The sequence below is a fragment of the Rhizobium sp. BR 249 genome, from assembly GCF_047445895.1.
GTDB lineage: Bacteria > Pseudomonadota > Alphaproteobacteria > Rhizobiales > Rhizobiaceae > Rhizobium.
On the sequence record NZ_JARWKX010000003.1, the window covers coordinates 35897 to 59434 of the forward strand.

Sequence of the window (23538 nt, forward strand, 5' to 3'; positions counted from 1 at the left end):
TCAAGTTAAGCCCCTCCCCCTTGTGGGGAGGGGTTGGGGAGGGGCTTAATTCTCAGTGAAGCCCGCGCGTCTTAAGCCAGGCTTCCGTCAGTTGCCGGAAGCGGCCGGCCATGTCGGCGATCGCCTCCTCGTCGTTCATGTTGCCCGAGAGCCATGCCCGCGCCGGATCGGCAAAGATCGTCCGGCCGACGGCAAAGCCCTTGACCGAGGGGGCAGCCAGCGTCGCTTCGAAGCAGGAAATCAGCTCGTCGGCGGGCGCTTCGAGCCCGAGCAGCACGATACCGCGGCACCATGGATCATTTTTGGCGATGACCGCGTCGATCTTCTTCCAGGCCTCGCCGGAGGCTTGCGGCTCCAGCTTCCACCAGTCCGGCTTGATGCCGAGCGCATAGAGTTCTTCGAGCGCGGTCGCGATCGTATCGTCGGTGAGCGGGCCGTTCTTGCCGGCGATGATTTCCACCAGCAGTTCGCGGCCGACTTTGCGCGCGGCTTCGAAAAGCGTGCGCAGTTTCTCCTGCTGCTCCGTCTTTAGTTCAGCCGGATCGTCGGGGTGGTAGAAGCACAGGCACTTGATGCAATGTCCAAGCGGCCATTCCACAAGCTGGGAACCGATATCCTGGCTGAATTCGAAGCGCAGCGGCTTCGAGCCCGGCAGTTCCACCGGCCGTCCGATCCAGGAGAAATTCTTCGTTGCGGCGTCGAAGAACGCGTCGCGCCCGAAGCGTTCGTCGATCAGCATGCCGTAGCCATCGCGGCCGTTCGAAACCCTTGCTGCAGCCTCGACGGCCAGCCGCTTGAAAGCGACGATCTTATCATGGCCGACGCCGAGTTCATCGGCGACGCTGACGAGCTGCGAGCGGTGATCGATCGCCAGCGCCATCAGAAGCGGGATTTCGCCGCGGCGCGTCGATGCCCAATGGATATGGTTGATCGCCTCGTCCTTGCGCAGCGCCCGATGTTTGCTGCCGGTCTTCAGGAAGAAGTCGAGTTCCGCCCAGGTTGGATATTCCGGCGAGCAGAGCAGGCGGGAGACGGCGAAGGCGCCGCAGGCATTGGCCCAGGTGGCGCAGGTCTTCAGCGGCTCGTCGCGCAGGAAGCCGCGCAGGAAGCCGGACATGAAGGCGTCGCCGGCGCCGAGCACATTGAACACCTCGATCGGGAAACCCTCGCCGACGATACCAGCTTCGAGATCGTCGGCGATCGGCCCGTCATAGACGATGCAGCCCATGGCGCCGCGCTTGAGCACGATCGTCGCCGGTGTCAGGCGGCGGATTTCCTTCAGCGCACCAAGCACGTCGTCGGCGCCTGATGCGATCAGGATTTCCTCTTCGGTGCCGACGATGAGGTCGCAATCCGGCAGCGTCTCCTTCATCTTCGAGGAGACGCGGTCGGATTTCACATACCGCTCGAAACCTTCCGCATGGCCGGCAAGCCCCCAGAGGTTCGGCCGGTAGTCGATGTCGAAGATCACCTTGCGGCCGTTCTCCTTGGCGATGCGGATCGCCTTGCGCTGCGCGGCTTCGGTGTTCGGCCGCGAGAAATGCGTGCCGGAGACGAGAACGGCGCGCGAGGACTTGATGAAGTTTTCGTCGATATCGCCTTCCTCGAGCGCCATGTCTGCGCAATCGGAGCGATAGAAGATCATCGGCGATACGCCTTCGGCCTCGACCGCCAGCAGCACCAGCGCCGTCAGCCGTTCCTTGTCGGTGACGATGCCATCCGTCGCCACGCCTTCGCGCGCCGCCTGCTCGCGGATGAAGCGGCCCATCTGCTCGTCGCCGACGCGGGTGATGAGGCCGGACTTGAGGCCGAGCCGCGCAGTGCCGATGGCGATGTTGGACGGGCAGCCGCCGACGGATTTGGCGAAGGAAGCGATATCCTCCAGCCGCGAACCGATCTGCTGGCCGTAAAGATCGACCGAGGAGCGGCCGATGGTGATTACATCAAGCGCCGGCTCCGGCTGTGAACCCGGATTCGATTGTACCATGATGTCCTCCCGCTAGATTTTTGCGCGGCTTCCAGTGCCTGCGAATGCCAATAATGAAACATTGGTTCCGATATTTTGTCAATTCGGAATGTTTATTCCATTTTCTCTTTTCCAGCTTTTGAATGCTGACGCTTGCGCCGCCGTTCGGCGATCGCAACCGGCAGCGCCATGGTGAGCGCCATCGAGGCCGAAAGGGAACGGAAGCCTGCGAAGTCCGCTTCCGCCACTTCGAACCAATGTGTGGCGCAGGCGGCAAGCGGCGAAAAGGCCGAATCGGTGATTGCAATGATGGGGACGCCGCGGTCGGCAAGCTCCTGGCTCTGCGTGAGGCTGTCGGCCGCATAGGGCGAGAAGCTCGCCGCGATCGCTGCATCCTTTGGTGTTGCGAACTGCACCATCTCGGGATCGACGCCGTTCGGCGAGGCGACGATCTGGTGACGGATGTTGAGCTTGGAAAAAGCGTAGGTCATATGCGCCGTCAGCGGATAGGAGCGTCGCTTGGCGATCAGATAGATCGTCTCGGCGGCGGCTAGGATGTTCACCGCCTTTGTGAAAGTGTCCGTCTGCACCGTTGCCGCCAGCCGGTTGACCGACTGATTTGCCGCGGCAATGAAGCCGGAGAGCAGATTGGCGTCCTCGTCGTCGCCGCTCGCCTGCTCCAGCGTGACGAGCCGCTCTTCATAACTCAGCGTCCGGTCGCGCAGCCTTTCGCGGAAGATGCTCTGAAGGTCGGAAAAGCCTTCATAGCCGAGATGATGTGCCAGGCGCACCAGCGTCGAGGGCTGGACCTCGGAGGCGGCGGCGATGCTCGCCGTCGTGCCGAAGGCGATTTCGTCGGGATTGCCGAGGGCGAAGGCGGCGACCTGCGCCAGCCGCTTCGGCATGCTTGCCTTGCGCTCGATGATCGTGCTGCGCAGGCTTTCGAAATCGCGCGGCACACGCGCTTGACCCTGGGGACCATTATCCATGCTGGCGGCTCACGAGATGAAACAAATATTCCATATTGTCGAGCATAGACGATTTCAAAGTGGACGCCTAATTGTTTTTAATCCCCTGTAATTCAAGGTTTTTGGACAGAAAATCGAGGGGGAGGCGAAAATCTGTGATGAGTCGTCGCTTGTCAAAATGATCTAAATATTCCAAAAATCCGCGCGCAGCTCTGGAGGAGACGGAAATGAAGCCACTCGGCATCGGTTTGATCGGCACCGGTTATATGGGCAAGTGCCATGCGCTGGCGTGGAATGCGGTGAAGACGGTGTTCGGCGATGTCGAACGGCCGCGGCTCGTGCATCTGGCGGAAGCCAATGCCGGACTTGCTGAGGCGCGCGCCGGTGAATTCGGCTTCGAGAAGGCGACGGCCGACTGGCGGGCGCTGATCGCCGATCCCGAGGTCGACGTCGTCTCCGTCACCACGCCCAATCAGTTTCACGCGGAAATGGCCATCGCCGCTCTTGAAGCCGGCAAGCATGTCTGGTGCGAAAAGCCGATGGCGCCGGCCTATGCCGATGCCGAACGCATGCTGGAAACGGCGAAGAGATCCGGCAAGGTCGCTGCCCTTGGCTACAACTATATCCAGAATCCCGTCATGCGTCATATCAAGACGCTGATTGGCGAGGGCGCCATCGGCACGGTCACCCATATCCGCGTGGAGATGGACGAGGATTTCATGGCCGATCCCGATGCGTTTTTCTATTGGAAGAGCGAGCTTTCCGCCGGCTACGGCGCGCTTGACGATTTCGCCGTGCACCCGCTGTCGCTGCTCTGGTATCTTTTCGGCCATGTCGAGGCTGTCATAACGGATATGGTGAAGCCCTATGCCGACCGGCCGCTCAGCGAAGGTGGTCGCCGCGCGGTCGAAAACCACGATGGCGCCAGCGTGCTGATGCGGCTCGGCGGCGGCATCTCCGCGGTCCTGATGGCGAATCGCGCCGCCTGGGGTCGCAAGGGCCGCATCGCCTTGCAGATTTTCGGCTCGAAGGGCTCGATCGTCTACGACCAGGAGCGCATGAACGAATTCGAGCTCTATCAGGCCGAGGGGCGCGGCTCGGAACAGGGCTTCCGCAAGATACTGGCGGCGCCTGCCCATCGGCCTTATGATCGCTTCATCCCGGCGCCCGGCCACGGTCTCGGCTTCAATGACCTGAAGATCATCGAATGCCGCGAGCTGATCCGGGCAATATCGGGCGAGCCGTCGTCGATCGTGACATTTGAAGACGGTCTCAGGATAGAGAAGTCGGTGCATGCCATGGCACAGTCCTTCCACGAGCGTCGCTGGATCGAGATCGGCTGAATGTAAGAAGCCGCTTTCCGTTGACGGCGCATAGGGCAGGCGATAGGCCTTGGCATGGGTGTCGGGCGCAGTTTCGGGAGTGATATCGTGACGGATAGACTGGTGATCATCGGCGCGGGCCAGGCCGGTTTCGCATTGGCAGCCAAGCTGCGTGCATTGAAGGATACGCGCCCGATCACTCTCATCGGCGCCGAGGACGTCGCTCCCTATCAGCGCCCGCCGCTTTCGAAGAAATACCTGCTTGGTGAAATGGCCTTCGACCGGCTGCTGTTCCGCCCGGAGCAGTGGTATCCCGAACATGATGTCGATCTCCGTCTGTCGACCTGGGCCGAGCAGATCAAGCGGGACAGCAAGCAGGTCCTGCTGCAGGACGGCTCCGTCCTCGACTACGGCACGCTGGTGCTCGCAACAGGCTCGACGCCGCGCCGGCTGCCAGCCGCGATCGGCGGCGATCTCGAAGGCGTCTATGTCGCCCGCGACAAGCGTGATGCCGATCTTCTGGCCGACGAGATGCGCCCCGGTCGCCGCGTGCTCATCATCGGCGGCGGTTACATCGGTCTTGAGGCGGCCGCCGTTGCCCGCCATCGCGGCCTTGAGGTCACCGTCATCGAGATGGCTGACCGCATCCTGCAGCGCGTCGCGGCGAAGGAGACCGCCGACATCATGCGCGCGATCCACGAAGCCCATGATGTGATGATTCGCGAGAAGACCGGCCTCAAGCACCTGATCGGCAAGGATGGCCGCGTCGCCGGTGCGGCACTTTCCGACGGATCGGTCATCGATGTCGATTTCGTCGTCGTCGGCATCGGCGTCGTGCCGAATGACCTTCTCGCCAAGGAAGCCGACCTCGAAGTCGCCAACGGCATCGTCGTCGACGAATTCGCCCGCACCTCCGACCCGTCGATCTTTGCGGCCGGCGATTGCGCCGCACTTCCCTGGCAGGGCGGCCGCATCAGGCTCGAATCGGTGCAGAACGCCGTCGACCAGGCCGAAGCGGCGGCGGCCGTCATCGCCGGCGGCAGCGAGCCTTATGAGCCGAAACCGTGGTTCTGGTCCGACCAATACGACGTCAAGCTGCAGATCGCCGGCTTCAATCTCGGTTATGACGAGACGCTGCTGCGCCCCGGCGCCCGCGAAGGCGCCCATTCGGTCTGGTATTTCAGGGAAGGCTCGCTGATCGCCGTCGACGCGATCAACGACGCGAAAGCCTATGTGACCGGCAAGAAACTGCTGGAATCCGGCGCCAACCTCGACAAATCGATTCTCGCCGATCCCTCTGCGGATCTGAAGAGCCTCCTGGGCTGAGGCCCGGGAGGATCGTTGAGGCGCGCGCGCCATCTCTTCCTTTGCCTGCGTGTATAAGGGAGAAAAAGCGCTTGCTTCACCTGCCGAATGGCTCTATCAGGCTCCCACCGGAGAGGTGGCCGAGTGGTCGAAGGCGCTCCCCTGCTAAGGGAGTATACGTCAAAAGCGTATCGTGGGTTCGAATCCCATCTTCTCCGCCATCCCTGTTTTCCCCAATTCACAATGGCCTTTAGCCCTCAGCGCGAATCGAAGTCGCATAGTTGGCTATGCCTCACGGTCGCGCGGCGGGAAAATATCCCTGCCCTGGGCGAAAGAATCGCCTGCGGGATTCATCTGCCGCGACTCATGCGCACTGAATGGCGAAAAGCGGGCCGGTGAGTATCTGGTTACGCTTCCGATAAGCGTGTTGCTCCCCGCGAAGGGCGGAAATTGTCAAAAAAGTGTTGGAACTGTGTGTCCAGCCCGGTGTCCAACTCTTTGTTGGTTTCGCCTAACCAGCCGCAAAATCAGGCTTTTCTTAACAAAGTATAAAGGAAATTGGGGCCGGTCGCCCGACTTGTGTCCTTTCAGCAACACGGTTTCGTGAAGGCTCCCCCAAACCCCTCATTCGAGTAAGTTGGTGATTGCGTGACGGCTTCCGTCTTGTATTTTCACCCTCGGAAGCAAGGGCGGCTGATCGTCCACTTCTTGAAGCACGGGGATGGGGCAGGGAACGCTGCTCAGCGAAAGATCCCAAACCCGATTGAAACTTTGAATTGGAGGTCATTTATGAACATCAAGAGCCTTCTTCTCGGCTCCGCTGCTGCTCTTGCAGTAGTATCCGGCGCTCAGGCTGCTGACGCAATCGTCGCTGCCGAGCCGGAACCGGTTGAATATGTTCGCGTCTGCGACGCTTACGGCACCGGCTACTTCTACATCCCTGGCACCGAAACCTGCCTCAAGATCRAMGGCTACATCCGTTTCCAGGTTAACGTTGGCGAAGACGTCGGCGGCGATTCTGACTGGGATGCAKTYACCCGCGGTCAGGTTCAGTTCACGGCCAAGAGCGACACCGAGTATGGTCCGCTGACCGGCGTCATCGTCATGCAGTTCAATGCTGACAATKCCTCCGACCAGGAAGCTCATCTCGACTCCGCTTACCTCGACGTCGCGGGCTTCCGCGCCGGTCTCTTCTACAGCTGGTGGGACGATGGCCTCTCGGGTGAAACCGACGACATCGGCTCCGTCGAAACGCTGCACAACTCCATCCGTTATCAGTATGAAACCGGCGACTTCTACGCTGGCATCAGCGTCGACGAACTGGAAGACGGCGTTTACAAGGTCGGCGAAGAAGCCAACAACGTTGGCGTTGCTGTCGGTCTCGGTGGCAAGGCTGGCGCATTCAGCTACCAGATCACCGCTGGCTACGACTTCGACAACGAAGACGGTGCTGTCCGCGCAATGGGCACGGTTGACATCGGCCCCGGCACGCTCGGCCTCGCTGGCGTATACTCCTCCGGCCCGAACTCCTACTACTCTGCTGCTGAGTGGGCTATCGCTGCCGAATACGCCATCAAGGCAACCGACAAGCTGAAGATCACCCCGGCCGTTCAGTACTACGGCAACTACTTCGGCGGTGGCAAGGTTGTTCCGGATGACTTCGACGATCTCGGCGATGCCTGGAAGGTCGGTCTGACGCTCGACTACCAGATCGTAGACAACTTCTACGCCAAGGTTTCGGTTCAGTACCTCGATCCGGAAGATGCTGACGACTCCACCTCGGGCTACTTCCGCCTGCAGCGTGCATTCTAATCTGATCTGACTTCGGTCAATCAGGAAAGCCCGGCTCTCGAGCCGGGCTTTTTGTATTTGAACGTAGGGCAAATTTGCCGGCTGATCGGCTTCGATGGGATCAGCAGCAGGCGGTGATAAAAGCCCGGATTGCAGCGGGGATATTGCCGAGATGCAGAAGGGGCGCATGTCCTTGCCCGTCGGCAGCATGAAGAATCAAGGCCGAATGCCGCCGCGCCATTTCGTTTGCGGTTTCTTCTGAAAGCAGCGGCGAATTTTTGCCGCGGATCAGCATGAGGGGCAAGCGGCTCAGGCTGGCGAACTGCTCCCAGAGATCAGGCAACGGCCGGCCGAAATCGATCGATTTCAACGCCTCCGCGATAGCAGGATCAAAATCGGCAACCGGCCTTCCGCCGACATCGCGATAAAGGGCAAGTGCCATCTCGCGCCAGTCCTGCTCTTCAAGTGCGGTAAACGACGCGCCGTGATTCTCCTGCAATATGTCAGCCGCCTCGTTCCAGTCCGCCGGCCTCCTGCCGCTGTTGAGGTAATCCCGGATCAGCGCCAGTCCTTCGGCCTCTATCACAGGCCCGATATCGTTGAGGATGACGGCTTCCAGAAGATCCGGCCTCGTCGCCGCGATCAGGTGCAGGATCAGTCCGCCCCGGGATGTGCCGATGAAGATTGCTCGCTCAATGCCGAACTCCGCACATGCGGTAAGAATGTCACCGGCCTCTATGGCGAGATTGTAGTTCGCCTTGTTCTCATCCCATGCAGAGTTTCCGCGCCCGCGCGAATCGAGTGCGATGACCCTGCGCGGTGCCGTCGCGTCCCGCGATAGCAGCAGTGCGAGCGGATGAAAATCTCGGCTGTTGCGAGTGAGGCCCGGCAGGCAGATCACCGGCAGCCGTCCGGCGGCTACCGCCTCGTTGGACCGATAATCGCGGGCATAGAGCTTCAGCCCGTCAGAGGAAGTGTAAAATCGTTCCTGGAAATCGTTCGCATCCATATTCGGCATCGCATCCCTCGAAACCTGTCGGTCCCGAAGATGTAGCTTGCTTTTCGAGCCACGCAAATGGCCTCAGGAGGCGCTTCGTCCGCCGATGAGGTCGCGTTCGATATCGGTCGGTTGGCCGAGACGGGCCTTATAGACCTCGTAGTTTTCCATCACCCGCTGCACGTAGTTGCGCGTTTCGGGGAAGGGGATGCGCTCGATCCAGTCGACGATCTCATCGATCGGTCTGCCGCGCGGATCGCCATAACGGCCGATCCATTCCGGCACACGCTTCGGCCCCGCATTGTAGGCGATGAAGGTGAGGATATAAGAACCGCCGAATGCGTCGATCTGCTCGCCGAGATAATGCGCACCAAGCGTCGCGTTGTAGCCGGCATCGGCCGTCAGCTTGTCCTTCGAGTAGGCGATGTTGTGACGTTTGGCCACCGCCTGGGCCGTTCCCGGCAGAAGCTGCAGCAACCCCCGCGCATTCGCGGCCGAAACGGCGGAGGGGTTGAAGGCGCTTTCCTGCCGGGCGATGGCATAGGCGAGCGCCTTTCCCGAGCCTGATATATTGGCGTTCGCCGGAATAACCCCGACTGGAAAGGCGAGAGCTGCGACATCGATACCGCGCCCATAGGCGACCTTGCCAATCTGCAGCGAAAGATGATGATCGCCGGACTGTTCCGCCTGCGCCGCAAGGATCGCCAGCTCGCCGGGGCTCTGCAGTTGATCGGCGAGTGCGAGGTAAAGCGTGTCGGCCCGCCACCCATGGCCTGCGGCTTCCAGCCGGGCGATCGCCTGCACGGCTTCACGTGCCTGGAAGCGCTGCCGGTCGTCCGTGCTCGGCGCGGGATAGGTGACGTTCAAAGTCTTTCGCCCTAGTCTTTCGGCGGCGAGCTGGCCGTAGAAAGTGCCGGGAAAGTTTGCAGCCTTGGCATAGAATTCACTGGATTTGCCGGGGCCGCCGGCCTCGGCTGCCCGTCCCAGCCAATACCAGGCGCGTGAAACCGAAATCGGACCATTGGAGGTCTGAAGGATCTTGCGGAAATGTGTTTCCGCCGTCGCCGGATCCTGCAACCCGCGAAGCGCATACCATCCGGCATGAAACTCCGCCTCGACGATATCGGTCGGGCTCGTTGCGGCGTAGTTTGCGACGATGCGATAGGCGGGCTTGAACTGTCCTTGGTCGACGAGGCCGCGGCTGACGATGCGTTGTTCGTTCCACCATTCGCCGGAATTCACGAGTTCGGCACGCTCACGCGGCATCTGCTCCAGAAGTGCGGCCGCCTCGGCATATTTGTCCTGCTTGCGCAGATATTCGATCCGGGCGAACAGCAGCCCGGCATCGCCGCGCCATCTCGCATCGACGGCGTTGAGAAGCGCACCGGCATTGGCGGCCTTGCCGTCGACAGCGGCCCAGGCCTTGTAAAGCGATGGCGCCTGGCCCATGTCCCCGAAGCGCTTGGCTTGCGCCACGCGGCCGCGATACATCAGATAGTCCATCCGCGCCTTGTGGTCGGCAGGCGTCAACAGGGCGGAGAATTCGACGAGAATCTTGTCTTCCGTCGCCTTGTCGAGAGCCTCTCCGCGCCACGCCTTGCGGATATATTTGGCAGCCTGCGCCTGTTTGCCTGATGCAGTCAGCGCCCGGCCGAGGATGACGGCGCCTTGTACCGTCTCGGGTGCCGTATCGCCGAAGGCTGCAAGCACGGTTGATGGGGCGGGGTTTTCGTCATAGAGCGCGCGCTCGGAATAGGCGCGCAGCCGCGTAAGCCCCGGCCAGCTCTTGAGTTCCTGCGAGGCGCTGGCAATTTCGTAGGAGGGAACGCCCTTCAGCCCGGAGACGGCGATCGCCCAGGTCAGGATATGGCGGTCGAGCGTGCCGCCGCGCATGCTGTCGCGGATCGAAATCGCCTGTTGCGGGTTCTTGTCGGAAAGCGCATCGAGGCCGGCTTTCAGATCGCCATTGACGGGGGCGATTGCCGGATTGCGCGGAATGGCGCCGGTCGTGATCGACTCCGGTACCGAGGTTTCGGGAATGAAGCCGAGCGGCTTGACGGCGGGCATGGGAATGCCTTCGCCGGGAAGCGGCGACGCAACGCTGCCCCACGCAGCGGCAACAAGGCCGAAGGCGGAGAGGATCAGGACAGCTTTTTTCATCCGGAATCTCGCAACGAAAACACGCCCTGCCATTTGGCTGGAGGCATCTTAACGAAACCTTACCGTATCAGGTAAAATTCAATCACATCTGCTATCGGAATTTGCCCTAAACCGAACTCTACGCGCTTGTCGCGACGATTTCGTCGCTCTATGGTGCGCAACTCATATTCATGGAATGCGGCCGAAGCAAGGATTTGGTCGTGAGGAGCTTTGCATGTTCAATGGGTCCATCCCCGCCCTCGTCACCCCCTTCACCGATGCCGGCCTGATCGACGAAGTGAGCTTCGCCGCGCATGTCGACTGGCAGATCAGGGAAGGCAGCAGTGGTCTCGTTCCGGTCGGGACGACAGGCGAATCCCCGACACTGTCGCATGCCGAGCACAAACGGGTCGTGGAACTCTGCATCGAAGTCGCCGCCAAGCGCGTTCCCGTCATGGCCGGCGCAGGCTCGAACAATACGCGCGAAGCGGTCGAGCTTGCCCAGCATGCCGAGAAGGTCGGCGCGAACGCCGTGCTTGTCGTCACGCCCTATTACAACAAGCCGACGCAGAAGGGCCTGATCGCGCATTTTTCGGCGATTGCCGAGGCCGTCGATCTTCCGATCTATATCTATAATATCCCCGGCCGGTCGGTGGTCGACATGACGCCGGAAACGATGGGTGCGCTCGCCAAGGCGTATAAGAATATCGTCGGTGTCAAGGACGCGACGGGCAAGATTGAGCGCGTCTCCGAGCAGCGTATCACTTGCGGCAAGGATTTCCGGCAACTGTCCGGCGAGGATGCGACGGCGCTCGGTTTCAACGCCCATGGCGGCGTCGGCTGCATTTCGGTGACGGCCAATGTCGCTCCGCGCCTCTGCGCCGATTTCCAGGCGGCGACGCTGGCGGGGGATTATGCCCGGGCGCTGGAATATCAGGACCGGCTAATGCCGCTGCACAAGGCGATCTTCATGGAACCGGGTCTCTGCGGCGCCAAATACGGGCTCTCCAGGCTTGGCCGCATGAGCCGCAATGTCCGCTCGCCGCTGCTTTCGAGCCTGGAGCCGGCAACGGAAGCGGCGATCGATGCCGCCCTGCGTCATGCCGGGCTGCTGAACTGAGAGCCGGCCGTCTTCACAAGGTCGGTTCGTTCCCTTACATAAAAGGGCAAGAAATGAGGGCGCGGCTTTTCGCGCCCTGAAGCAATGGAATGTCGTCATGGCCCCCAAAGGCAGCCAGCGCGTGGTGAACAAGATCGTGGCCGAAAACCGTAAGGCCCGCTTCAACTACGAGATTATCGATACTTATGAAGCAGGTCTCGTGCTGAAGGGCACCGAGGTCAAGTCGTTGCGCGAAGGCAAGGCCAATATTGCCGAATCCTATGCCTCGGATGAAGATGGCGAGATCTGGCTGATCAATTCCTATCTGCCGGAATATCTGCAGGCGAACCGCTTCAACCACGAACCGCGCCGGCGCCGCAAGCTGTTGCTGTCGGGCCGTGAAATCCATCGGCTCCGTTCTGCCGTCAACCGCGAAGGCATGACGCTGGTCCCGCTGAAGATCTATTTCAACGATCGCGGCCGGGCGAAAATGGAACTGGCGCTCGCCAAGGGCAAGAAACTTCACGACAAGCGCGAATCCGAGAAGGAGCGCGATTGGAACAGGCAGAAGAGCCGGCTGCTGAAGGACAATGGCTGATCATTGGCTGGCGATTGTGCTGCTCGCCATGCGTAATTGCCATGCCGAAATGAAAAAAGCCGATGTGCTTTGACGAGCACGTCGGCTTTAAAGCGCAAGACCGTTTAGTCTTCGAAGTCGCTGGCTGGGGCGACTTCGGCGGGGCGTGGCGCCCGCTCCGAAGGATCGCGGCCGATTTCGGCCTTCAGAGACAAGAGATCGATAAAGTGGTCGGCCTGCCGGCGCAGGTCGTCGGCGATCATCGGCGGCTGCGTCGACATGGTCGAAATCACCGAGACCTTGCGGCCCCTGCGCTGCAGCGCCTCGACCAGGTTCGTGAAGTCGCCGTCGCCGGAGAAGATGACGAGGTGATCGACCGTCTCGGACTGTTCCATGGCATCGATCGCAAGCTCGATGTCCATATTGCCCTTGATCTTGCGGCGGCCCATGGAATCCGTGAACTCCTTGGCGGGCTTGGTGACGACTTTGTAGCCGTTGTAGTCGAGCCAGTCGATCAGCGGGCGGATCGAGGAATATTCCTGATCCTCGATCAAGGCGGTGTAATAGTAGGCACGCAGGAGGTAGCCGCGTTTCTGGAATGCTTTCAAGAGCTTGCGGTAATCTATATCGAAACCGAGGCTCTTGGATGCAGCGTAGAGGTTGGCGCCGTCAATGAAGAGTGCAATTTTTTCGCGTGGGTCAAACATCGCTTACCAATCCAATGAGAGCAATCGAAATCCGCAGGCACAGAAGCCAATGAAAACAATGGTTTGTGTTGTGATTTCGATCTGGTCCTTACTTTATGAATTATTCATATATGAAAGATTTAGGGCACGATTCGGCATATTCCAAGCAACCTTAGATGGAATTGTGACATTCTCCATGGAATTTAGCTCAGCCGCGGATAAAGACGAGGGGAGGCCAAACGAAAAACTTGTATTTGCCTGGTTTTAATTGTATCCGGCGTGCTAATCCCGAAATGACGACCGTAAAGGACAGGCAATGGCCCGTGTCACAGTTGAAGATTGCATTGACAAGGTAGAGAACCGCTTCGAGCTGGTTCTGCTCGCGAGCCACCGCGCCCGGCTGATTTCCCAGGGCGCCTCGATCACCATCGATCGCGACAACGATAAAAACCCTGTCGTGGCGCTTCGCGAAATTGCCGACGAGACGCTTTCGCCCGACGACCTCAAGGAAGATCTGATCCATTCGCTCCAGAAGCACGTCGAAGTCGACGAGCCCGAGCCCGATCCGGCAAGCATGATCGCCGCCGGCGGCGCAGTCGCAGCCGACAGCGAGGAGCAGGACGATCTGCCGGAAACCATCACTTTCGACCAGATGTCGGAAGAAGAGTTGCTGGCCGGTATCGAAGGCCTCGTGCCGCCGGAAAAGAGCGACGACTACTAAGCGCATAAAAGGAACGACGATTACCAATCGTCAATCTTGCGCCTTTATTGCTTAGGCATATTATTGCCCATGTGTGCGCCAATCGTTGATTGGCGCGCTTTTATTTTTATCGGAGTGGCTTTGGAATGATGCGGCAGTACGAGCTCGTGGAGCGGGTTCAGCAATACAAGCCCGATGCCAATGAAGCACTGCTGAACAAAGCCTATGTCTATGCCATGCAGAAGCATGGCCAGCAAAAGCGCGCGAGCGGCGATCCCTATATTTCGCATCCGCTCGAGGTCGCCGCCATCCTCACAGATATGCATCTCGATGAATCGACGATCGCGGTTGCGCTGCTGCACGACACGATCGAGGACACGACGGCGACGCGCGCCGAGATCGACGAACTGTTCGGCGAGGATATCGGCCGCCTGGTCGAGGGGCTGACGAAGATCAAGAAGCTCGATCTCGTCACCAAGAAGGCGAAGCAGGCGGAAAACCTGCGCAAGCTGCTGCTCGCGATATCAGACGACGTGCGCGTGCTGCTCGTCAAGCTTGCCGATCGCCTGCACAACATGCGCACCCTCGACCATATGTCCGCCGACAAACGCGCCCGCATTTCCGAGGAGACGATGGAAATCTATGCGCCGCTTGCCGGTCGCATGGGTATGCAGGACATGCGTGAGGAGCTTGAAGAGCTCTCTTTCCGCCATATGAACCCGGAAGCCTACGAGACCGTCACCAAGCGGCTGGAAGAGCTTTCCAAGCGCAACGAGGGCATCGTCAAGAAGATCGAAGCCGAACTGCGCGATCTCCTGGTCGCAAGCGGCCTGACGAGCGCCTATGTCAAGGGCCGGCAGAAGAAGCCTTATTCCGTCTTTCGCAAGATGCAGTCGAAGTCGCTGTCCTTCGAACAGCTTTCCGATGTCTACGGCTTCCGCCTGATCGTCGAGGACATTCCTTCCTGTTACCGCGCGCTCGGTATCGTCCACACGCGCTGGCGTGTCGTGCCCGGCCGCTTCAAGGATTATATCTCGACGCCGAAGCAGAACGATTACCGCTCGCTGCACACCACGATTGTCGGTCCCTCCAGCCAGCGCATCGAGCTGCAGATCCGCACCAAGCGCATGCATGAAATCGCCGAATTCGGCATCGCCGCGCACACGCTTTACAAGGACGGCGCCACCAATACCGATGGCGACATCCTGTCCCGCGAGTCCAATGCCTATTCCTGGCTGCGCCATACGATCGAGGCGCTCGCCGAAGGCGACAGCCCGGAAGAATTCCTCGAGCACACCAAGCTCGAACTCTTCCAGGATCAGGTCTTCTGCTTCACACCGAAGGGCAAGCTGATCGCCCTGCCGCGTGGCGCCACGCCGATCGATTTCGCCTATGCGGTGCACACCAATATCGGCGACACCACGGTCGGCGCCAAGATCAACGGCCGCATCATGCCGCTGGTGACGCGGCTTGCAAATGGCGATGAGGTCGAGATCATCCGTTCCGGCGTCCAGGTTCCGCCAGCCGCCTGGGAGGAAATCGTCGTCACCGGCAAGGCGCGCGCCGCCATCCGCCGCGCCACCCGCATGGCGATCCGCAAGCAATATGCCGGCCTCGGCCACCGTATTCTCGAGCGTACCTTCGACAGGGCCGGCAAAATCTTCTCGCGCGAGGCGATGAAGCCGGCGCTGCACCGTCTCGGCCAGAAGGATGTCGAGGATGCCATCGCCGCCGTCGGCCGCGGCGAGATGTCCTCGCTCGATGTGCTGCGCGCCGTCTATCCCGATCATCAGGATGAGCGCGTCACCGTGAAGCCCTCCGGTGACGATGGCTGGTTCAATGTCCGCAGCGCGGCCGGAATGATCTTCAAGATCCCCGGCAAGACCAAAGCCGGGCTCGACAGCGGCCACGCGGACATCGAGGCAGATGCCGCGATCGGGCCGATCCGCGGCCTTTCCGGTAATGTCGACGTCAAGTTCGCGACGACAGGCGCCGTGCCCGGCGACCGTATCGTCGGCATCATGGATCAGGGCAACGGTATCACCATCTATCCGATCCAGTCGCCGAGCCTGCAGCGTTTCGACGATCAGCCCGATCGCTGGATCGATGTCCGCTGGGATCTCGACGAGGCCAACAAGTCGCGTTTCATGGCTCGCATCATGGTCAATGGGCTGAACGAGCCCGGCACGCTCGCCAAGGTCGCTCAGACCGTTGCCGGCCTCGACGTCAATATCCGCTTGCTGAACACGGTGCGGGTAGCGGCCGATTTCACCGAGATGATGCTCGAAGTCGAGGTCTGGGACCTGCGCCAGCTCAACCAGTTGCTCGCCCAGATGAAGGAACTGGACTGCATTGCCACCGTCCGGCGGCTCTATGAGTAAGCTGCCGTTAAGTCTATCACGGGTTTGATTGGAAAATTGCACATTTTATGATCGTTTCGTGGTCGGGCTGGCTCGCCGAAAAGGCAAGCAATGCAATTTGCGCATGGCTGTCTCCATGTCTCGGCTGTGGTAATTAACCTTTGCCGGGCCTATCTTCTGGTCATCGAAACGCAAACAGAAGATGAGACAAGATAATGTTTGATCCTATCAGGAAAATCGCCCGCGCCCTTCGCGCTCCGACCACGCAGGAACGTGAAATGGCTTACCTCAACGGCTCGTTCGATCGTATCGATCTCGAGTTTCGTCAGCGCCAGGTCGACCGCGGTCTGTTCCGCAGCCGTTGATACTGAGCTTTATACTTGAACTGAAGTGAGGGACGTTATGCGTAACGGACGCCCCTCGGCATGAAGAGCCTTCTCGATACGGCGAGGAGAGGCGGCCTGTTTTTCGGCTGGTATCATTTGCCGCTCTTGTCATGGCCGCGTGCGCTGCACTAAATACCGGCCATGTTGTTTCGCCGTCGCAAGCCTGCGGGATTCAAGGAAAAGATGCGGGAGCTTTTGTGGCCCCGTAAAGGTTTCCTTCGCCCGATCCGTTATCTGACAATGCGCATCCTGCGTCTGAGCGCTTCGCCGCATGCGGTTGCGGCCGGGGTCGCTGCGGGTGTGTTCGTCTCGTGGACGCCCTTTATCGGCGTGCATTTCATCATGGCCTTCGTCATCACCTATTTCCTCTCGGGCAATATGGTGGCTGCCGCGCTCGGTTGCGCGGCTTTCGGCAATCCGCTGACCTATCCCTTCATCTGGGGTATCACCTGGGAAATCGGCCATCTGCTGTTGAGCCGCGAAGATCATCTGGCAGGCCAGGCGGTGGATCTCGCCGCCCTCTTTCACAAGCTGAACTTTTCAGAGCTTTGGAAGCCGGTGCTGGAGCCGATGCTGATCGGCGCCATCCCGCCGGCGGCGGTGACGGCAGTTGCGCTCTATGCGCTGACATTCTACACCGTGAAGGGTTTTCAGACGCGCCGCCGCATGCGGTTGATGGAGCGGGCGCGCCTGCGTTTTGCCGGTCCGGCCGGCGACATGCCGAGCGTATGAAGCCGATGCAGAATTCTTAAATCACGGAAGGCTCCGCATGATCATCGGCATTGGCAGCGATCTCATCGACATCCGTCGTGTCGAAAAATCCATCGAGCGTTTCGGCGAGCGCTTCACCCACCGCTGCTTCACCGAGGTCGAGCGCGCCCGTTCGGATCGGCGCGCAAACCGTGCCGCATCCTACGCGAAGCGTTTCGCCGCCAAGGAGGCGTGCTCAAAGGCGCTCGGCACCGGGATCGCGCAGGGCATTTTCTGGAAGGATATGGGCGTCGTCAATCTGCCGAGCGGCAAGCCGACCATGGTGCTGTCAGGTGCTGCCGCCGTCGTCCTGGAATCGATGCTGCCGGCGGGCCACCGACCCGCCATTCATTTGACAATAACGGATGATTATCCCTTGGCGCAGGCCTTCGTGATTATCGAGGCATTGCCCGAGAGCCTCTGATCGCGACGTCTCGTCGCTTTTGATGTTGTCGCCATTGCCGCAACCGGCCGAAGCCGCTAGAGAGAACAACAGAAAGAATTGCGCCTCCGCGGCGTCTTGAAGGAATAAGACTGCGTGTCCGAAAAAGTCGATACCAAGCCGAACGCCCTCTGGGAAAATATCAAAGTCATCATTCAGGCGCTGATTTTGGCGATGGTGATCCGAACTGTGCTGTTCCAGCCCTTCACGATCCCGTCCGGTTCGATGATGCCGACGCTGCTCGTCGGCGACTACATCTTCGTCAATAAGTTCGCTTACGGCTATTCGAAATATTCGCTGCCCTTCTCGCCCGACATTTTCAGCGGCCGCCTGTTCGGCTCCGATCCGAAGCGCGGCGATATCGTCGTCTTCCGTTTCCCGCCGAATCCCGAGATCGACTACATCAAGCGCTGCATCGGCCTGCCGGGCGATCGCGTTCAGATGAAGGAAGGTGTTCTCTACGTCAACGGCAAGCCGGTTCCGAAGGTGGCGGACGGTGCCTTCACGTCGGATTACAAGCTCGATCCGGGCGCGGACGTTCCGGTGTTCCGCGAGACGCTCGACGACGGCAAGAGCTATGACACGCTCGACCAGTCACCGGAAACGCGCGGCGACAACACCCGTGAGTTCATCGTCCCTGAAGGCCACTATTTCATGATGGGCGACAACCGCGACAACTCGGCCGACAGCCGCTTCGACGTTGGCTTCGTGCCCGCGGAAAACCTCGTCGGCCGCGCCAGCGTCATCTTCTTCTCGCTCGGCAACGACACATCCTTCCGCGAAATCTGGAAGTGGCCGACGAACATGCGCTGGGATCGCCTCTTCAAGGTCGTTGAATGAGTAAGGCGCAGACGCTTTCTGCTGCCGACCGCGCTAAGCTCGAAGCCCTGATCGGTCACGACTTCGCCGAAAAGGAGCGCCTGGACCGCGCGCTGACCCATGCCAGCGCTCGCACGGAAAAGGGCAGCAATTACGAACGGCTGGAATTCCTCGGCGACAGGGTGCTTGGGCTCTGCATCGCCGAGCTTTTGTTCCGCACCTTCGGCACGGCGGGGGAAGGCGAGCTCTCGGTTCGCCTCAACCAGCTCGTCAGCGCCGAAACCTGTGCCGCGGTCGCCGACGAGCTCAATCTTCACCTCTATATCCGCACCGGTGCCGACGTGAAGAAATTGACCGGCAAGCGCATGATGAACGTGCGCGCCGACGTCGTCGAAAGCCTGATCGCCGCAATCTATCTCGACGGCGGCCTTGAAGTCGCCCGCCGCTTCATCCTGCGCTACTGGCAGGGCAGGGCGGTCAGGGCCGATGGCGCCAAGCGCGACGCCAAGACCGAGCTGCAGGAATGGTCGCACGCGAAATTTGGCGTCACGCCCATCTACCGGGTTGATGAACGCAGCGGGCCGGATCATGATCCGCGCTTCAAGGTGACGGTGGAAGTGGCTGGCATAAAGCCCGAAACCGGCGTAGAGCGGTCGAAGCGTGCCGCCGAACAGGTCGCGGCGACGAAGATGCTCGAGCGTGAAGGCATTTGGCAGCAATCGCCTGCCGGAAACTGACGGGACGATGACACAAGAAGAAGATATCGCGGCCGAAGCTGCCGTAGAAGCCAATGGCCCGACGCATTCGGGCTTCGTCGCGTTGATCGGGCCGACCAATGCCGGCAAGTCGACGCTGGTCAATCGCCTCGTCGGCGCCAAGGTCTCGATCGTCAGTCACAAGGTTCAGACGACGCGTGCGATCGTCCGCGGCATTGCGATCCACGACAATGCCCAGATCGTCTTCATGGATACGCCCGGCATCTTCAAGCCGCGCCGCAGGCTCGACCGCGCCATGGTGACTTCTGCCTGGGGCGGCGCCAAGGATGCCGATCTGATCATGCTGCTGATCGACAGCGAGCGCGGTTTGCGCGGCGATGCCGAGGCCATCCTCGAAGGTCTCAAGGAAGTCCGGCAGCCGAAGATCCTGGTTCTAAACAAGATCGACCGCGTCAACCGCGAGGACTTGCTGGCGCTGGCCGCTGCCGCCAACGAGAAGATCGCCTTCGAACGCACCTTCATGATATCAGCCGAAAACGGCTCCGGCTGCGACGACGTCATGGATTATCTGGCGAACACGCTTCCCGAGGGGCCTTGGTACTATCCGGAAGACCAGATCTCCGACCTTCCGATGCGCCAGCTCGCCGCCGAAATTACCCGCGAAAAGCTGTTCCTGCGTCTGCACCAGGAGCTTCCTTACTCCTCGCATGTCGAAACGGAGAAGTGGGAAGAGCGCAAGGACGGCTCGGTGCGCATCGAGCAGGTGATCTATGTCGAGCGCGACAGCCAGAAGAAGATCGCGCTCGGCAAGGGCGGCGAAACCATCAAGGCGATCTCGACGGCCTCCCGCAAGGAATTGTCTGAGATCCTCGAGCAGACCGTCCATCTCTTCCTGTTCGTCAAGGTTCGCGAAAATTGGGGTGATGACCCCGAGCGGTTCCGCGAGATGGGTCTCGATTTCCCGAAATAGACTGGCAAGGATTTCATCGGGTGGACGCCAGTCCCTTGTTTCCGTAGAAAAAATCCGGCTCGTTCCGGAACGAATCCAGCCTTTGTGCATTCCTTGCTCGACGGCGCGCCGATGATGGGCCGCCGGTTTGCGTGATCGCAAGGGCAGGCATGACAACGTCGAGACGCATTCATTCTTTCAAGACCCCTTGCGAGCTATGTCCCTTGCGGCCCTTGCCGCATTTCAGGGAATTCAGCCGCGAGGAGTTGGAATTCGTCGCACGGTTCAAGAGAGGCGAGCTTGCCGTCGATGCCGGTTCCACCATCCTCGTCGAAGGCGCACACAGCGCTCATCTCTTTACCGTGCTTGCCGGCTGGGGCTTTCGCTACAAGATGCTCGAGGACGGGCGGCGGCAGATCCTGAACTATATCATGCCGGGCGACCTGATCGGCCTGCAGGGCACGATCGTTGGTGAAATGCAGCATTCCGTCGAGGCGCTTTCCCCCGTTTCGCTGTGTGTTTTCGAGCGTGACAGGCTGATGACGCTCTATAATAAACACCCATCGCTTGCCTTCGACATCACCTGGATCGCGGCGCGCGAGGAGCGAATCCTGGACGAGCATCTCCTGAGTATCGGCCGCCGCACGGCGCTGGAAAGAGCGGCCTACCTGATCGCTTTTCTCTTCGAGCGCGGCCGGCAGCTCAAGCTCTTCAATGGCCGCCAATTCATTCCCATCACCCAGCAGCACATCGCCGACACGCTGGGTCTTTCCATCGTACACACCAACAAGACGTTGAAAAAGCTCGGTGAACGTGGCTTGATCCGCTGGCAGGAGCGCGGCTGCGAGGTGCTGAACGGTGAGGAATTGAAGGTGATCTCCGGCTGGGAAGGGCTCGGAGAAGGCAAGCGGCCCTTCATCTAGCCAATTGGTTTGGTCATGTCTTTTTTAAATGCGGATTAGCAGTTGGGAAAATAAGGTCGGTCGTCATCTTATCCTCCGATCGATTCTTATCGGCGGGGCGGAAAAATGTTTTATTCTGACATGGTGGCGGAATTCACCGATAGCGTGCCATGCGGGGCACCGGAGGGCAATGATGTTGGCGAAACGGCTGGGGCGGCCCGAAGAGGGCATGGAATCATGAGCGCAATCCGTGTTCTGGTTCTTGAAGATAGTCTGATCATCGCGATGGAGGCCGAAGATATTCTGCGCCTGGCCGGTGTCCAGAGCATCGATATCGTCGGCAGTCTGGAAGAGGCGAGGGCCGCGATCGCTGCGCAGAGGTATGATTTTGCTCTTCTCGACGTCAATCTCGGCGAGGGCATGAGTTTCGGCTTTGCCCGTCATCTCCTCGATGTCGGCATCGCTTTCGGCTTCGTCAGCGGCTATTCCGATCCGCGCGATTTCCCGCCCGACCTGCAGCATATCCCGTTGCTGGTAAAACCTTTCGACGAAAAGGCGATGCGGGAATTCCTGCAGAGACTATTCCCGGCCGCAGCCTGACGCGGCCCGGCCGCCGCGTGAAGCCTTTCATGACATAAGCCGGCCCTTGCATTAGGATGGATTCGTCATCCGTAGAGGCTTCTTTCGATGCAATGGCAGGACCAGGCGATCATTCTCGGCGTCAAGCGCCATGGCGAGACGAGCGTCATCGCCGAGGTGATGACGCGTGATCGCGGCCGCCATCTCGGCATGGTGCGTTCCGGCCGCTCGCGCGCCATGCAGCCGGTACTGCAGCCGGGCAATGCGGTGGAGGTCATCTGGCGTGCCAGGCTCGACGAGCATCTCGGTGAATTCCGGGTCGAGCCGGTGACGTTGCGTGCCGCCCGCCTGATGGAAACGGCGACTGCCGTCTACGGCGTCCAGGCGATGGGCGCATTGCTGCGGCTTCTGCCGGAGCGCGACCCGCATCCGCATCTCTTCGATGCGCTGGAGGTGATCCTCGATCACCTTCACAATCCGGCCGATGCCGGCGAACTCTTCGTGCGTTTCGAGCTCGCGGTGCTGAACGATCTCGGCTTCGGCCTCGATCTAGCCGAATGCGCCGCAACCGGCGCCCGTTCCGACCTTGCCTATGTCTCGCCGAAATCCGGTCGCGCCGTCAGCCGCAGCGCCGGAGCGCCGTGGGCCGACAAGATGCTTCTCCTGCCGCCATTCCTCGGAAGCGAAGGCAGCCATGCGGCCGATTTCGACAGTCTTGCCGCTGCATTCCGGCTGACGGGGTTCTTTTTGCACCGCCACGTCTACGAGCCGCGCGGCATCGAGGCCGGGGCAGCCCGCGACGGCTTCGTCCAGGCCGCGCTCAAGGCGCTTGATCCGGCCTTGGGAACACGGTCCGGCCCGAACGGCATTTCGGCCTGACGGCGTTTTTTACTGCTGCAAATCATCCTCCGGAATTGGCGGTTTACCGGCTCATAAGCGCTTCCTATGTCTTGGGGACAGCCAGCCAAGGAGGATCTCATGCTGACCAAGCCCCAACCATCGACGACGATCACGCTCTGGAACGGCCGCGAAATTCCGCGCCTCGGCATGGGATGCTGGGCGATCGGCGGCCCCTTCTACGCCGGCGATACGCCGCTCGGCTGGGGAGAGGTCGACGACGATGAATCGGTTGCTGCGATCGGCCGCGCCATCGAACTCGGCATCCGCTTCTTCGATACGGCCTCGAACTACGGCGCCGGCCATTCGGAAGAGGTGCTCGGCCGGGCGATCGGCAATCGCGGGGATATCGTCGTCGCCACCAAGTTCGGTTTCGCCACCGACCCCGAAACGAAGCAGGCAACGGGCGCCTTTGCCGATGAGGCCTTCATTCGCCGCTCGGTCGAGACCTCGCTGCGCCGTCTCAGGCGCGACCGCCTCGACCTCCTGCAGTTCCACCTCAACGACTTTCCGCTGGAACAGTCGGATGCCGTCTTCGACGTGCTGGAAGCGCTGCGCGCCGAGGGCAAGATCGATGCGTTCGGCTGGAGCACCGATTATCCGGATCGCGCCGGCCGCCATGTCGGCCGCCAAGGCTATGTTTCGGTTCAGCATACGATGAACGTCTTCGAGCCGGTGCCGGAAATGATCGGGGTGATCGAGAAAGAGAACCTCATCTCCATCAATCGCGGCCCGCTGGCCATGGGGCTGCTGACCGGAAAATTCACCGCCGACAAGGCTGTGGGCGCCAAGGATGTACGCGGCGCCGCCCTCGATTGGATGGTCTATTTCAAGGACGGACGTATGGCCCCGGAATTCGCCGCGCGGCTCGATGCCGTGCGCGATCTCCTGACATCGGGCGGCCGCTCGCTGACGCAGGGGGCGCTTGCCTGGCTCTGGGCGCGCTCCCCGCGCACCCTTCCCATTCCGGGTTTCCGTACTGTCGCCCAGGTCGAGGAAAACGCCGGCGCGCTGGAAAAAGGACCGCTGTCAGCTGACGTCATGGCGGCTATCGACGCCGCACTCGCGCGCGCGTGAGAGACGGCGAACTTCTCCCCATGCTCCCTCATTCCTGTGACGGGCACAGGAATGAGGGAGCATGTTGCGACGTATACGGATGAGGCGCCGTTCAAACAGCCCTTCCGCAAT

General features: G+C 60.5%; 22 protein-coding genes and 1 tRNA gene. 18 read left to right on the forward strand and 5 right to left on the reverse strand.

Annotation, left to right across the window (positions count from 1 at the left end; genetic code table 11):
• Positions 1-52: 52 nt before the first annotated feature.
• Together QD408_RS04100 and QD408_RS04105 are read right to left on the reverse strand one after the other, a co-directional pair.
• Positions 53-1987, reverse strand: a complete 1935-nt coding sequence (locus QD408_RS04100; RefSeq protein ID WP_414138443.1) for a bifunctional 5-dehydro-2-deoxygluconokinase/5-dehydro-2-deoxyphosphogluconate aldolase — start codon at positions 1985-1987, stop codon at positions 53-55.
• 92 nt (positions 1988-2079) lie between these two features.
• Positions 2080-2955 (reverse strand): MurR/RpiR family transcriptional regulator, encoded by an 876-nt coding sequence (locus QD408_RS04105; protein ID WP_088683406.1) that lies wholly within the window; start codon positions 2953-2955, stop codon positions 2080-2082.
• Between the two features lie 206 nt (positions 2956-3161).
• On the opposite strand from QD408_RS04105, the gene QD408_RS04110 reads away from it, so the two are divergent.
• From QD408_RS04110 to QD408_RS04125, 4 genes are all read left to right on the forward strand, one after another.
• Positions 3162-4277, forward strand: coding sequence for a Gfo/Idh/MocA family protein (locus QD408_RS04110; protein ID WP_088683405.1), 1116 nt, complete (start codon positions 3162-3164; stop codon positions 4275-4277).
• A gap of 87 nt (positions 4278-4364) precedes the next feature.
• On the forward strand, positions 4365-5582 hold the full coding sequence (locus QD408_RS04115) for an NAD(P)/FAD-dependent oxidoreductase (RefSeq protein WP_414138444.1): 1218 nt from the start codon (positions 4365-4367) through the stop codon (positions 5580-5582).
• Between the two features lie 109 nt (positions 5583-5691).
• Positions 5692-5782, forward strand: a tRNA-Ser gene (locus QD408_RS04120).
• Between the two features lie 568 nt (positions 5783-6350).
• Positions 6351-7373: a porin gene (locus tag QD408_RS04125; RefSeq protein ID WP_414138445.1), complete on the forward strand. Its 1023-nt coding sequence runs from the start codon at positions 6351-6353 to the stop codon at positions 7371-7373.
• Between the two features lie 100 nt (positions 7374-7473).
• On the opposite strand, the gene QD408_RS04130 is transcribed toward QD408_RS04125, so the two are convergent.
• Together QD408_RS04130 and QD408_RS04135 are read right to left on the reverse strand one after the other, a co-directional pair.
• Positions 7474-8370 carry an alpha/beta fold hydrolase gene (locus QD408_RS04130; protein ID WP_414138567.1) on the reverse strand — a complete coding sequence of 299 codons (897 nt, stop codon included), beginning with the start codon at positions 8368-8370 and terminating at the stop codon, positions 7474-7476.
• 63 nt (positions 8371-8433) lie between these two features.
• Positions 8434-10509, reverse strand: coding sequence for a lytic transglycosylase domain-containing protein (locus QD408_RS04135; RefSeq protein WP_414138446.1), 2076 nt, complete (start codon positions 10507-10509; stop codon positions 8434-8436).
• Positions 10510-10723: 214 nt separating this feature from the next.
• On the opposite strand from QD408_RS04135, the gene dapA reads away from it, so the two are divergent.
• Positions 10724-11608, forward strand: a complete 885-nt coding sequence (gene dapA, locus QD408_RS04140; protein ID WP_414138447.1) for a 4-hydroxy-tetrahydrodipicolinate synthase — start codon at positions 10724-10726, stop codon at positions 11606-11608.
• A 97-nt stretch (positions 11609-11705) separates the two neighbouring features.
• Entirely contained in the window at positions 11706-12185 is a 480-nt protein-coding gene (gene smpB / locus QD408_RS04145; protein WP_008522540.1) for an SsrA-binding protein SmpB, read from the forward strand.
• 104 nt (positions 12186-12289) lie between these two features.
• Here the strand turns inward: smpB and QD408_RS04150 are convergent, their stop codons facing one another.
• Positions 12290-12871 (reverse strand): NYN domain-containing protein, encoded by a 582-nt coding sequence (locus tag QD408_RS04150; protein ID WP_088683400.1) that lies wholly within the window; start codon positions 12869-12871, stop codon positions 12290-12292.
• A 295-nt stretch (positions 12872-13166) separates the two neighbouring features.
• Between QD408_RS04150 and rpoZ the strand changes: the two genes are divergently transcribed.
• The 12 genes from rpoZ to QD408_RS04210 all read left to right on the forward strand — a co-directional run bounded on the left by rpoZ (position 13167) and on the right by QD408_RS04210 (position 23427).
• The gene (gene rpoZ / locus QD408_RS04155) at positions 13167-13571 is read left to right on the forward strand and encodes a DNA-directed RNA polymerase subunit omega (protein ID WP_088683399.1); all 405 of its coding nucleotides are present in this window, start codon (positions 13167-13169) and stop codon (positions 13569-13571) included.
• Between the two features lie 125 nt (positions 13572-13696).
• Complete coding sequence (locus tag QD408_RS04160; RefSeq protein WP_088683398.1) at positions 13697-15931, forward strand: RelA/SpoT family protein; 2235 nt, start codon at positions 13697-13699, stop codon at positions 15929-15931.
• 194 nt (positions 15932-16125) lie between these two features.
• On the forward strand, positions 16126-16275 hold the full coding sequence (locus QD408_RS04165) for a DUF3563 family protein (RefSeq protein ID WP_004675049.1): 150 nt from the start codon (positions 16126-16128) through the stop codon (positions 16273-16275).
• Between the two features lie 162 nt (positions 16276-16437).
• A complete protein-coding gene (locus QD408_RS04170; protein WP_088683397.1) occupies positions 16438-17028 on the forward strand; it encodes a DUF2062 domain-containing protein in 591 nt (196 codons plus the stop codon).
• Between the two features lie 37 nt (positions 17029-17065).
• Complete coding sequence (gene acpS, locus QD408_RS04175) at positions 17066-17470, forward strand: holo-ACP synthase (RefSeq protein ID WP_088683396.1); 405 nt, start codon at positions 17066-17068, stop codon at positions 17468-17470.
• Between the two features lie 114 nt (positions 17471-17584).
• Positions 17585-18328, forward strand: coding sequence for a signal peptidase I (gene lepB / locus QD408_RS04180; protein ID WP_414138448.1), 744 nt, complete (start codon positions 17585-17587; stop codon positions 18326-18328).
• On the forward strand, positions 18325-19044 hold the full coding sequence (rnc, locus tag QD408_RS04185) for a ribonuclease III (protein WP_088683394.1): 720 nt from the start codon (positions 18325-18327) through the stop codon (positions 19042-19044). Before lepB ends, rnc begins: the two co-directional genes overlap by 4 nt.
• A gap of 7 nt (positions 19045-19051) precedes the next feature.
• A complete protein-coding gene (era, locus tag QD408_RS04190; RefSeq protein ID WP_414138449.1) occupies positions 19052-19993 on the forward strand; it encodes a GTPase Era in 942 nt (313 codons plus the stop codon).
• 149 nt (positions 19994-20142) lie between these two features.
• The gene (locus tag QD408_RS04195) at positions 20143-20895 is read left to right on the forward strand and encodes a Crp/Fnr family transcriptional regulator (protein WP_414138450.1); all 753 of its coding nucleotides are present in this window, start codon (positions 20143-20145) and stop codon (positions 20893-20895) included.
• 105 nt (positions 20896-21000) lie between these two features.
• Complete coding sequence (locus tag QD408_RS04200) at positions 21001-21474, forward strand: hypothetical protein (protein ID WP_414138451.1); 474 nt, start codon at positions 21001-21003, stop codon at positions 21472-21474.
• Between the two features lie 87 nt (positions 21475-21561).
• Positions 21562-22332 carry a DNA repair protein RecO gene (recO, locus tag QD408_RS04205; protein WP_088683390.1) on the forward strand — a complete coding sequence of 257 codons (771 nt, stop codon included), beginning with the start codon at positions 21562-21564 and terminating at the stop codon, positions 22330-22332.
• 99 nt (positions 22333-22431) lie between these two features.
• On the forward strand, positions 22432-23427 hold the full coding sequence (locus QD408_RS04210; protein WP_414138452.1) for an aldo/keto reductase: 996 nt from the start codon (positions 22432-22434) through the stop codon (positions 23425-23427).
• The last annotated feature ends 111 nt before the right edge of the window (positions 23428-23538 follow it).